This window comes from Roseburia zhanii (genome assembly GCF_014287635.1).
In the GTDB taxonomy this organism is placed as follows: domain Bacteria; phylum Bacillota; class Clostridia; order Lachnospirales; family Lachnospiraceae; genus Roseburia_B; species Roseburia_B zhanii.
The window spans coordinates 17,516-29,757 of record NZ_JACOPH010000010.1; the positions used below are offsets into that span (position 1 = coordinate 17,516).

Annotated in this window: 10 protein-coding genes; 9 read left to right on the forward strand and 1 reads right to left on the reverse strand. The window is 40.9% G+C overall.

What is annotated here, in order from left to right; translation table 11 throughout:
• Positions 1 to 45: 45 nt before the first annotated feature.
• The 4 genes from H8S17_RS11250 (at position 46) to H8S17_RS11265 (ending at position 5,355) form a co-directional block, all read left to right on the forward strand.
• A complete protein-coding gene (locus H8S17_RS11250; protein WP_186867386.1) occupies positions 46 to 1,797 on the forward strand; it encodes a methyl-accepting chemotaxis protein in 1,752 nt (583 codons plus the stop codon).
• Positions 1,798 to 1,871: 74 nt separating this feature from the next.
• Positions 1,872 to 2,729, forward strand: a complete 858-nt coding sequence (locus H8S17_RS11255) for a patatin-like phospholipase family protein (RefSeq protein ID WP_186867387.1) — start codon at positions 1,872 to 1,874, stop codon at positions 2,727 to 2,729.
• A gap of 170 nt (positions 2,730 to 2,899) precedes the next feature.
• Positions 2,900 to 4,423 (forward strand): MFS transporter, encoded by a 1,524-nt coding sequence (locus H8S17_RS11260; protein ID WP_178050268.1) that lies wholly within the window; start codon positions 2,900 to 2,902, stop codon positions 4,421 to 4,423.
• Positions 4,424 to 4,425: 2 nt separating this feature from the next.
• Positions 4,426 to 5,355, forward strand: coding sequence for a D-2-hydroxyacid dehydrogenase (locus tag H8S17_RS11265; protein ID WP_186867388.1), 930 nt, complete (start codon positions 4,426 to 4,428; stop codon positions 5,353 to 5,355).
• Between the two features lie 25 nt (positions 5,356 to 5,380).
• Here H8S17_RS11265 and H8S17_RS11270 read toward each other — a convergent pair whose 3' ends face one another.
• Entirely contained in the window at positions 5,381 to 6,343 is a 963-nt protein-coding gene (locus tag H8S17_RS11270) for a zinc dependent phospholipase C family protein (RefSeq protein WP_186867389.1), read from the reverse strand.
• Between the two features lie 133 nt (positions 6,344 to 6,476).
• On the opposite strand from H8S17_RS11270, the gene H8S17_RS11275 reads away from it, so the two are divergent.
• From H8S17_RS11275 to gdhA, 5 genes are all read left to right on the forward strand, one after another.
• Positions 6,477 to 8,420 (forward strand): LTA synthase family protein, encoded by a 1,944-nt coding sequence (locus H8S17_RS11275; RefSeq protein ID WP_186867390.1) that lies wholly within the window; start codon positions 6,477 to 6,479, stop codon positions 8,418 to 8,420.
• Positions 8,417 to 9,223 carry a bifunctional hydroxymethylpyrimidine kinase/phosphomethylpyrimidine kinase gene (gene thiD, locus H8S17_RS11280; RefSeq protein ID WP_186867391.1) on the forward strand — a complete coding sequence of 269 codons (807 nt, stop codon included), beginning with the start codon at positions 8,417 to 8,419 and terminating at the stop codon, positions 9,221 to 9,223. Before H8S17_RS11275 ends, thiD begins: the two co-directional genes overlap by 4 nt.
• 40 nt (positions 9,224 to 9,263) lie before the next feature.
• A complete protein-coding gene (thiW, locus tag H8S17_RS11285; protein ID WP_186867392.1) occupies positions 9,264 to 9,767 on the forward strand; it encodes an energy coupling factor transporter S component ThiW in 504 nt (167 codons plus the stop codon).
• 42 nt (positions 9,768 to 9,809) lie between these two features.
• Positions 9,810 to 10,664 carry a hydroxyethylthiazole kinase gene (gene thiM / locus H8S17_RS11290; RefSeq protein ID WP_243238070.1) on the forward strand — a complete coding sequence of 285 codons (855 nt, stop codon included), beginning with the start codon at positions 9,810 to 9,812 and terminating at the stop codon, positions 10,662 to 10,664.
• A gap of 237 nt (positions 10,665 to 10,901) precedes the next feature.
• Positions 10,902 to 12,236 carry an NADP-specific glutamate dehydrogenase gene (gene gdhA / locus H8S17_RS11295; RefSeq protein WP_186867393.1) on the forward strand — a complete coding sequence of 445 codons (1,335 nt, stop codon included), beginning with the start codon at positions 10,902 to 10,904 and terminating at the stop codon, positions 12,234 to 12,236.
• Positions 12,237 to 12,242 lie beyond the last annotated feature (6 nt).

The following is a 12,242-nucleotide window of genomic DNA, read 5'->3' on the forward strand; positions in this document are numbered from 1 at the left end:
TCAATATAGTAGTGCTTAAAGTACAGAAGAAAGGGGAACTTACGTATGGAAGCAAAAAAGAAAAAAGGACTACAGTTAATGGGAAAGATCTCTGTAGTAGTCGCAATACCGATGGCAGCATTAGTGCTCTTAGGTTGTCTGATAGGTGTCAGCGGAATGAATGGAGTATCGGATATCCTGATGAAGGAACAGTTAGAGAGTGCAGAATATTCATTTGGACAGATCATGGATGGACTGTCCGATGGTGATTACCGTTATGAAAACGGTACCTTATATAAAGGCGATTATGACGTGACGGCAAATGAAAATGTCTTAACAGAATTTAAAGAGAACACAGGCATTGAAGTTTCTATTGTTGTAGGAAATGTCCGTGGTGCAACGACAATGTCGGATGCTGATGGAAAAAGCATGAAAGGTCAGTCGATCTCTGAAACTGTATATGAAAAGTTAAAGGCAGGGGAAGCTGACTATGACCAGAAGTTAAAGATCGGTTCTAAGAACTATCTGGCTTATTATATGCCAATCAAAAATGCATCCGGTGAAATCTATGGCAGTTTGTTTGTCGGATACGACAAGAATACTGTTTCTGCTATGACACGCAGTAATATCTATAAGATGGTAGGAACGCTTTGTGTGATCGCAGTAGCTGTGATGGCAGTCATAGCTTTTCTGATGCGTTCCATTGGAAAAGTACTGCACAATACCGTAGACCACTTAGAAGAAGTGGCTGATGGTTCCCTGAATGTTATGGTACAGAATAAAGTCTTAGAGAGAAATGACGAGTTAGGCGAAGTATCAAGGTCACTTCAGAAGTTAGTATCATCCTTTAAAGAGATTGTAAAAAATATTATGACTGCATCTGCTGAGTTGGATAGTTTCTCAGGAGAATTTAAAGAATCATTTGATAATATCAAGGAGTCGATCAGTAATATCAATACGGCAGTCGATGAGATCGCTAACGGAGCTACACAACAGGCCGGGGATACCCAGAAAGCTAATGAAGAAGTCATTAACATGGGTGATGCACTTGATGCTACGGCAGGCAATGTCATTGCATTGACAGACAGTGCACAGAAAATGAGTGATTATAACAGTTCTGCAAATGAAATCTTAGAGGAACTGTTAGAGATCAGTAAAAAGACAAACCAGTCGGTGGATGATGTACAGAAACAGACAGATGAAACAAACCGTTCTGCAATGGAGATTCAGGAGGCAACAGAACTGATTGCAAGTATTGCAAGCCAGACGAACCTGCTTTCCTTAAATGCAAGTATTGAAGCGGCGAGAGCCGGAGAACAAGGAAGGGGATTTGCAGTTGTAGCAGGTGAGATCCGTACCTTAGCAGACCAGTGTAGTGAATCCGCAGACAAGATCGCAAATGTTGTCCACGAACTACTGGATAATTCAAACCAGAGTGTACATACCATGAATGAAGTCATGGTATCGATCGAACAGCAGAATGAGAAATTAGAAAATACATTAAAGATGTATGCACAGTTAAATGATGAGATCCATATTGTCAGTCAGGCGATCCATGAGATTTCTGCACAGGTAGACGGTTTAGGAGATACAAAGAATGCAGTATTAGAACTGTTAGAGAGTTTATCAGCAATCTCCGAAGAAAATGCAGCAAGTACACAGCAGACATCTGCTTCTATGATCGAACTTAGCAATATCGTAGAAGAATGTACCGAAAAGACAGCAGGACTTTTAACACTCTCTGCAAACTTAAGAGATAATACAACAAAATTCAGTATTGATGTTATCAAAGATAATATCAATGATATGAAACTGTAAATAAAAAACTCTGCATAGGAACACAATTGGGATTTTGTGGACTTATACAGGGTTTTTGAAATGGAGCGTTCAATATGAAACTTGGAGTTGTGATGGAAGGCGGTGCGAGCAGGACAGTATTTTCCTGTGGCGTAACGGACTGCTTTTTAGAAGAAGGCATTATGCCGGATTATTTTGTAGGTGTATCGGCAGGAATTGCTTATGGAGTATCCTATCTGTCCGGCCAGATAGGAAGAAATAGGGAAATATTTGAAAAATATATGCCGGACAAGCGGTATATGGGACTGAAATACTTATTTGACCGGCATATGAAATCTTACTATAATATCCCATTTGTATTTGGGGAAGTACCAAATAAATTGGTTCCGTTCAATTTTGATGCTTTTCGTGCATATCAGGGAGAAGCAGAGGCAGTTGTTACGAATATCCGTACCGGCAAGGCAGAGTATCTTCCGGTTGACCGCAATGATACGGATTTTAAGACGATCGTGGCAAGCTGTGCACTTCCGGTTTTATTTCAGCCGGTCAAGATCGGAAAAAGATATTATTTAGACGGCGGAGTGGCGGATTCGGTACCTTACCGCCATGCCTTAGAAAAAGGCTGTGATAAGCTGATCGTGATCTTAACAAGAGAACGCAATTATATTAAGACGACAGAGCGTTCTATTAAGATGGCGGCAAAATTATATAAGCATTACCCGAATCTTGTGGAGAGCTTGGAAAATCGTGCTGCTTCATATAATCAGTGTATGAAGGAACTGTATCAGGCAGAAAAAGAAGGTAAGGTATTTATTATTGCACCTAAAAGCACACTTAGAGTCGGACGTACGGAGTCCTCTCCTAAAAAACTGCTTGAACTATATGACGAAGGGTATTATCAGGCAAAAGAAAGCATGCATGCATTAGATTTGTATCTGAATGATTACAAATGATCAGAAGTTACTGTTTCACAGTACCCAAACACTTGCTGTTTGGGTACGTAAGAAAGTGATTCAGGTGTTTGCAGGATTCTTTTGCGAAGCAAAATATAAATAAGCCTGCAAATGTTAGAGTTTACTGGTATGCCAGTAAACTCTAACCAGACAGAGGATAAGGAGAACACATGGAATCTGGGAAACAGTATAATAATGCAAAATATTGGCAGATCGGATTTTTTTCTTTGAATAATGCAGCAACAAATTTATATCTGGCATTGATGGGATATGTGTCTTATTATGCGAATTCCATGGCAGGTTTTGGTGTGGTTTTGGTATCTGGACTTTTAACAGGCTTAAATGTCTTTGATGCAGTCACAGATCCGGTCGTAGGATTTATGGTAGACAGGACAAAGGGGCGATTTGGTAAATTTCGCCCTTTTATGCTATGCGGAAATATCATTATGGCAGTCAGTGCGGTTTTATTGTACTTTACGACACATGAAGTCAATCATTATATCCGGGTGGTGTATTTTGTACTGATCTATGGTTTGTTTATCTTAGGCTATACCTGTCAGACAGTCGTGGCAAAATCCGGTCAGGCAGTAATTACAGACAATCCGAAACAGCGTCCGGTATCAACCTATTTTGACTCATTATTTATCATGGCAGCTTATGGCGGAACGGCTGTATTTGTTGCTAATTATTTAGTCCCGAAATATGGCGGGTTTACCAACGAAGCGCTTTATCAGGAATATGTTTTATGGGTAGTAGGATTGTCTTTCATCTGTACGGTCTTAGCAATGATCGGGATCGCAAAAAAGGACAGGGCAGATATTTTGGCAAATCATACAAAAGTGCCTAAGATCAAAGTACGTGATTACTGGGAGATCATATGCCATAATAAACCGATCCGTATGCTGATCATCGCAGCCTGCACCGATAAATTTGCAGCTACGGTCTATTCGCATACGACGGTCGGTGTCATGCTCTATGGGATTATGATGGAAAATTATGGGATATCGGGGCTGATTGGTTTGGTCACAGCCATTCCGACACTATTTGTTGTCAGCGCCGGCATACAGGTGGCACGACGGATGGGACAGAAAAAAGCATTGGTCTTATTTACTGCGTTAGGGATCGTATTCCAGACGGTCATGCTGTTTGTGCTGATGCAGGAAAATATCAACACGATCAGTTTTTCACTGAAAAAGATCAATGGGATCACGTTATGGTTTGTCGGAATTTACATATTATTAAACGGCTGTAAGTCCATCACAAATAATATGGTCGTGCCGATGATCGCAGACTGTTCCGATTATGAGCGGTATCGGAGCGGTAAATTTGTACCGGGACTGATGGGAGCGTTGTTTTCCTTTGTGGATAAAGTGTTTGCGGCACTTGGTACAGCGTTCGTTGGAGTTGTCATGTTTATTATGGGATATAACAGCAGACTTCCGCAGGTCGGTGATCCTATGACAGCAGAGATCAAGTGGATCACACTCTTTCTCTATTGCGGGATTCCGGTTTTAGGCTGGGTTTGTTCGCTGATCTCCATGCGGTACTATACCTTAGATAAGCGGAAAATGTATGAGATCACACAGGAACTTCACAGGGAGAGCCTGGGAGAAAAACTGCGTGACAAGCGGGAAGAATGGAAAGAACACCAGAAAGAACATCAGATACAAAAGAAGATAAAAAAAGGAGAATAGCTATGAAAATCGTATTTTTAGATGCAAAATCGATTGGTGAGGATATCGATCTGTCAGGTTTTGATGTATTAGGGGAGGTTGTAAAATATGATTTTACAACCGATGAAGAAGTACCAAAGCGGGCAGCCGATGCAGATATCATTATCGTCAATAAAGTCAATATCAATGAAAAAACAATCGGTGGTGCAGAACATGTAAAAATGGTATGCGTGACTGCCACCGGTACAAATAATCTCGATAAGGAATATTTAGAGAGCCGTAAGATCATCTGGCACAATGTAGCCGGATATTCGACAGAATCCGTTACACAGCATACATTTGCAATGGCGTTTTATCTGTTAGAGAAACTGCGTTATTATGATGATTATGTCAAAGATGAAAAATATATTGATGATACGATCTTTACACATTTTGCAAACCGGTTTTTTGAATTAAGTGGGAAAACATGGGGGATCATCGGTCTTGGCAACATCGGAAGAAGGGTTGCAGGGATCGCAAAATCGTTTGGCTGTCGTGTGATCTATTATTCAACATCGGGAAAAAATCATAATAAAGAATATGAAGAAGTGGATTTTGATACGTTATTAGCAGAATCTGATATCTTATCCGTCCATGCACCATTAGATGAGAACACACAAAATCTGATGGACAAAGATGCGTTTGAAAAAATGAAGAATACGGCGATCTTCTTAAATTTAGGACGGGGACCGATCGTCGTTGAAGCGGATTTAGCAGATGCCTTAGAGCAGGGACGCATTGCGGCAGCAGGACTTGATGTATTGTGCATAGAGCCGATGAGTCCTGATAATCCGCTGCGTCGTATCAAAGACAGTGATAAACTTCTGATCACACCGCATATCGGCTGGGCGAGCGTAGAAGCACGTACCAGACTGATGCAGACGATCTTAGGTTACTGCTCAGAAGCAAAATGATAAAAGTCATGATCTAAGCAGTATGTCACAGGGTATCTAAACCGCTGTGATAAGAGCGTTTCCCAAGTGAAGCTGATAATTTTTCAAGAGCCGTTTCTGCTTCAGGCAGGGACGGTTCTTTTTCAAAAAAGTCCGCAACAGCATTTAAAATGTCAGCGTATTCCTCCTGTGCTGCTTCAAAAAGATCAAAGAAACTTTCACTTGATGAATGGTCTGATGCCCATGGATTCTGCCATATCGCATGTCTGCTGTTGCAGGGATCTTTGTGGAAAAGTAACGTATCACTTGGAATCATTGGGGATATCACGGGATATCCCGGACAGATCGATTCTATCCTGCGTAAAAGCAGTTTTTTCCGCCCACTCGGATCGTAGAGCAGTTTTGTCCCTTTCTGCATGGCATGGATCGCAAGTAAGATCCGGTGTCTGTTCAGGTGAAGATTGGGATAAGTGTTCGAAAAAGCATAACTTAAGGCAGCAGAAATCACATCTGCCTGTTCTTTGGAGAGTGCGATACTTTCATTCTGATGAAATTCACTTGGATGCCTGCGCTGGTAAAACCACAAAAGTGTGCTGTCAATGTCTGTTTCTAAACGGATATGATGTGCTAAGTATCCTTTTTTTTCTTTTTTGGGACAGTCATAATGCGTTCTTGCATAAATGTATGGATGGCAGGCGGCATCTAACAGATAATGTCCGATAAAACCTAAGATATAGGCATGGGCGATCAGTTGTTCCTCTTTCGTACAAAAAATAACAGGACTTTTCAAAAGATGTTTCAGAAACGTTCCGGTACTTGTTGTATGGGCGATCGAACCCGGATGTATACGGCATACTGCGGAAAGCGGATCATAGAAAAAAATATCCGGTCCCTGTAAACCTAAACAGAAAGCAGTATGATTCTTCTGGATCGTGCGTTTTAAAGTTGATGTATGAAGCTGCTGGTAAGTCTGCTGACCAAACAGATAATGTGTTGTAAAACCCGGCATGAAAAAAACTCCTTTATCTACTAACAATAATTTTTTAAATAGTATACCCCCGAATGCTGGAAAAAACCAGTCCGATATGCTATACTTACGGACTGGATAAAGATAATGATATATTGACAAAAGAAGGATTGATATGAAAGTAAAAGTAAATATTACAAAAAAAAATCTCATATGTGCGGCAGTGGTCGCCGTGATCACCATTGGTGCACGTATTTTCTCAGGCATTTCGATATTTAATGTATTCCTGTTTATCCTGTCGTATCTTTTTGTAAAAAATTTAGAAGTAGAATTAAGCGAAAAATTAAGCGGATTGTATACGGCAGCAGCCATGGCAGCAGGAAGTGTGATCACGACATATCTGATGCAGTATCTGTTGCTGGTAGAAGATCTAAGAAGCAGGATCTCCCATGAAAAAATGTTTTTGAATATCTGTAGTACGCTGATCGTCTATCTTTTCATACAGGCATGTACGAATAATGCAGGACTGACCTGTATTATTTCACATATCCTGCTGATCGTATTTGCAGGTGCAAATTATTTTGTCTATGCATTCCGTGGAAATGAACTGACCTTTGGTGACTTGAAAACCGTATTTACCGGCCTAAGCGTTGCATCGAATTACCGGTTTTCGTTAAATGCACAGGCAATGAATACTGTACTTGTGACTGTCGTGCTTGTCGCAGCAGCCAGGAAGATCAAAGTAAAATGCAAGTACCACTGGGTTATGCGTGCCCTCTGTATTTCCCTGGCCATACTTTCTTTTTTCTATGTGACAAATAAAACGACAGGTACGATGACGGAAACATGGGAACAGAAAGGAACTTACCGGAACGGCTATCTGTTAAACTTCATATTAAGTATACGTGATTCCTTTATTGATAAGCCGGAAGGCTATACAGAAGAAGTCATTGCGGCATTAGAGAAAACCTATGCAAAAGAGAATGAAACAGATGCAGCAGAAAAACCGACGATCATTGCGATCATGAATGAGTCGTTTGCAGATTTCCGGGTGATCGGCAATTTAGAAACAAATCAGGAAGTGATGCCGTTTTATGATTCCCTGGCAGAAAATACGACAAAGGGATATGCTTTATCCTCTGTATTTGGTGCGAAAACACCGGATTCTGAATGGGAATTTCTGACAGGAAACAGCATGGCATTCCTGCCTGCAGGTTCTGTACCATATCAGCAATATGTCAGTGAAAAAAATGCATATTCACTTGTGGATATTTTAAAACAGCAGGATTACACTTGCGTAGCCATGCATCCGTATTATGCAACCGGATGGAGCAGAGATAAAGTATATCCGGAATTAGGATTTGACGAGATGTATTTTTTAGATGATTTTGACCAGAGTAACCTGATGCGTAAATATGTGTCGGATTCTACGATGTATCAGAAACTGATTTCCCGCTATGAAGAAGGAAAAGGAAAAGAAAATTTATTCTTAATGGGGATCACCATGCAGAATCATGGAGGATATACAGATACCTATGATAATTTTAAAGCAGATGTCTATGGCACGAATATCCGTTACTTTGATGTAAACCAGTATTTATCTTTGGCGCATCAGAGTGATCTTGCCCTAAAAGAACTGATCACGTATTTTTCAAATGTCGATGAACCTGTGGCAATCTGCTTTTTCGGGGATCATCAGCCGAGTTTAAACACATCGTTCTACCAAAGATTAAATGGAAAAGGTTTGTCAGGACTGACACTCGAAGAATTAGAAGCATTGTTTGAAGTGCCATATTTTATCTGGACAAATTATGAGAGTGAAAGCAGCGAGGGAGAAATGGCAAGCCTGAACTTCTTATCGACGATGCTGTTAGAAAAAGCCGGGATCGACCTGCCATCCTATCAGTCATTTTTAAAGGATCTGAAAGAAGTGATCCCGGCAATGAATGCAAGAGGGTATTATTCGAAAACGTTAGGTGAATATGTACACTATGGTGATGGTACGGCAGAAGAAGACGAGTGGTTAAAGAAATATCAGATTTTACAATACAATGACCTGTTTGATAATAAAAACAGAAGTCAGGTATTTTTCAGAACACAGAAAGCAGGTAAAAAATGAAAACAGTACTAACGATCGCAGGGAGTGACTGCAGCGGCGGTGCAGGAATTCAGGCAGATATTAAGACGATCACAATGCATGGTGCATATGCCATGAGTGCCATTACAGCATTGACCGCACAGAATACGACAGGGGTATATGGAATTTTTGAAGTGACACCGGAGTTTTTAAAACAGCAGTTAGACTGCATATTTACCGATATTTTTCCGGATGCAGTAAAGATCGGAATGGTTTCCGATGCGAAACTTATCCATACGATCGCAGAAGCATTAAAGCAGTATCAGGCGAAAAAGATCGTGTTAGATCCGGTCATGGTATCTACGAGCGGTTCAAAATTGTTAAAAGATGATGCGGCAGATGCACTGGTAACAGAACTGATCCCATTAGCCGGTCTGATCACGCCGAATATCCCGGAAGCGGAAGTGCTCACAGGCATACAGATCCACAGTGCAGAAGATATGGTTTCAGCGGCAGAGCGTTTAGCGGAAAAATATCTGGGCGCCGTACTGATAAAGGGCGGTCATGGAAAAAATACGGCAAATGACCTTCTGTATGAAACTGGGAAAAGCAGCTGGTTTTATGGAGAACGGATAGATAATCCGAATACCCATGGTACAGGCTGTACGTTATCGTCAGCGATCGCATCGAATCTTGCAAAAGGATATGATATGGAAAACAGTATCCGCAAGGCAAAAGGGTATCTGACAGAAGCATTAAAGGCAGGACTTGACCTTGGCAGGGGAGATGGCCCGCTGATGCATAACTATGTGTTAAACACTAAGACAGAAGTATCGGAATATTAAAAATAGTTACAATATTACAAAAGATAAGAAGGAGTAGAATATGAAAAACAAGATCAACATAAGAAAGATCACATTAACCGGAATTTTTATTGCAATCTCAGTCGTAGGTTCTTTATTTTCGTTTCCGGTATTAGGTTCAAAGTGTGCACCGATACAGCATCTGATGAATATCATGGGTGCAGTATTTTTAGGTCCATGGTATACATTAGCAGCAGCGTTTATTACAAGTATTCTTCGTAACCTGTTAGGACTTGGAACACTGATGGCATTTCCGGGCAGTATGTGCGGGGCACTTTTATCCGGCGTACTTTATTATTATAGTAAGAAATTGTATCTTGCATATATCGGAGAAGTTGTCGGTACAGGGATCATCGGCGGGCTTTTAGCATATCCGGTGGCAGCATTTGTACTTGGAAATACACAGGCAGCAGTATTTGCATTTGTTGTGCCGTTTCTGATCAGTACCTGCGGAGGTGCAGTTTTAGCAGTCATCATAGTAGGCGGTATGAAAAAGAGCGGTATTGTGGAACGATTCGATTTTTAATGTGGTTATAGACAATTTACAGATATGCAGGAGGCAGAATAGATGGAGTCATATGCATTGATGATAGAAGAAATGAGAGAAAAAGCTGCTGCCATATGGAAACGGATGCAGCAGAAAGCACCGTTGGTACATTGTATTACCAATATTGTTACCGTCAATGACTGTGCCAATATTCTCTTAGCAGCAGGTGCAAGACCAACCATGGCACACCATGAAGCAGAAGTGCAGGAAGTGACAGGCGGATGTGAAGCACTTGTCTGTAATTTAGGAGCTACAGAAAACTATCATGCAATGGAGCTTGCGGCAGCAGAAAGCATCAAAGAGAAGCACCCGGTCATTATCGATCCGGTAGGTGCAGGCGGTTCATCATTCCGCAGAGAACAGATAGAAAAACTGCTTTCTTATGGAAATATTGCAGCGATTCGGGGAAATGCCTCAGAAATGCGTGCGGTATTTGAAAACTGCAGGACAGTCACAGGCGTAGATGTGGGCGTGGAAGATCTGATCCATCCTGAAAAGCTGATAGAGGCAGCCCGCCGGTTTTCGAAGGAACATGATTGCGTCAGCATTATTTCAGGGGAAAAAGACATTATTACAGATGGCGATATGGTGTTATCGGCTGCAAACGGAGATCAGCTGATGTCAAAAATTACAGGAACAGGCTGTATGTCGAGTGTTTTATTAGGAGCAGCATTTGCAGTCTGCGAAAAGGGTGAGTATGTGCAGGCGGCGGCAGCAGTTACAAGTGCCATGGGGATCTGCGGAGAATTTGCAGCAGAAAAATGCAGGGAAAAACAGGCTGGAATCATGAGTTTTCATCTTTATCTGATCGATGAAATGTCGAAATTTTCAGAAAATATACTACAAAAGCATAGTAAAATCGATGTATTTATATAACCCAAAATAAGTAGAAAATGAAATTTTTGTGTACTAAACTTGCAAAAAAAGGCTTTTTTACAATAAAGTTGCAAAGATTTAAAGAAATAAAGAAAAAAGCATTGCCAAATTATTCATTTCATAATAAAATAGATGCAACGGGCAACTATCCATTTTTCTATTTTATAGAAAAACGATCGGAATATTAGGGTCGGATGAGATAGTAGCGGAAGAAAGAATAAAAAAGGAGATTGAAAAATGAGTTACGTTGATGAAGTACTTGAGAGAGTAAAAGCAAAAAATGCATCTGAACCAGAATTTTTACAGGCTGTTGAGGAAGTATTAGAATCCTTAAGACCGGTAATCGAAGCAAATGAAGAAACTTACCGTAAAGAAGCTCTGTTAGAGAGATTAACTGAGCCGGACAGACAGTTCAAATTCCGTGTACCTTGGGTTGATGACAAGGGACAGGTTCAGGTAAATACAGGATACAGAGTTCAGTTTAACAATGCAATCGGACCTTACAAGGGAGGATTACGTTTACATCCATCTGTTAATATCGGAATCATCAAATTCTTAGGATTTGAGCAGATCTTCAAAAACTCTCTGACAGGACTTCCAATCGGCGGTGGTAAAGGTGGTTCTGACTTTGATCCTAAGGGCAAATCAGACAGAGAAGTTATGGCATTCTGCCAGAGCTTTATGACAGAACTTTGCAAATATATCGGAGCAGATGTAGACGTTCCAGCTGGTGATATCGGAACAGGTGCAAGAGAGATCGGATATATGTTCGGACAGTATAAGAGAATCCGTGGTATGTATGAAGGTGTACTTACAGGAAAAGGTTTAACATACGGTGGATCTTTAGCACGTACAGAAGCTACAGGATATGGTTTATTATACATCACAGAAGAACTGATGAAATGCCATGGAGAATCTATGGAAGGCAAGACCGTTGTTGTATCTGGAGCAGGTAATGTAGCAATCTACGCAATCCAGAAAGCACAGCAGATGGGTGCAAAAGTTGTAACATGCTCTGATTCTACAGGCTGGATTTATGATCCGGAAGGAATCGATGTAGCATTATTAAAAGAAGTAAAAGAAGTAAAACGTGCTCGTTTAACAGAGTATGCTGCTGCACGTAAGAGCGCAGAATACCATGAAGGACGTGGCGTATGGTCTGTCAAGTGTGATATCGCATTACCATGTGCAACACAGAATGAGTTACTGATCGACGATGCTAAGACATTAGTGGCAAACGGCTGTAAAGCAGTTTGTGAAGGTGCTAATATGCCTACTACATTAGATGCAACAAAATACTTACAGGATAACGGAGTATGGTTCATCTGTGGTAAAGCATCTAACGCAGGCGGTGTTGCTACTTCCGCACTTGAAATGACACAGAACAGCGAGAGATTAAGCTGGACATTCGAAGAAGTAGATGCAAAATTAAAAGACATCATGGTAAATATCTACCACAACATCGACGATGCTGCAAAACGTTACGGACATGAAGGAAACTATGTCATGGGTGCTAACATTGCAGGATTTGAGAAGGTTGCAAAGGCTATGTTAGCTCAGGGTGTTTGCTAATCAATA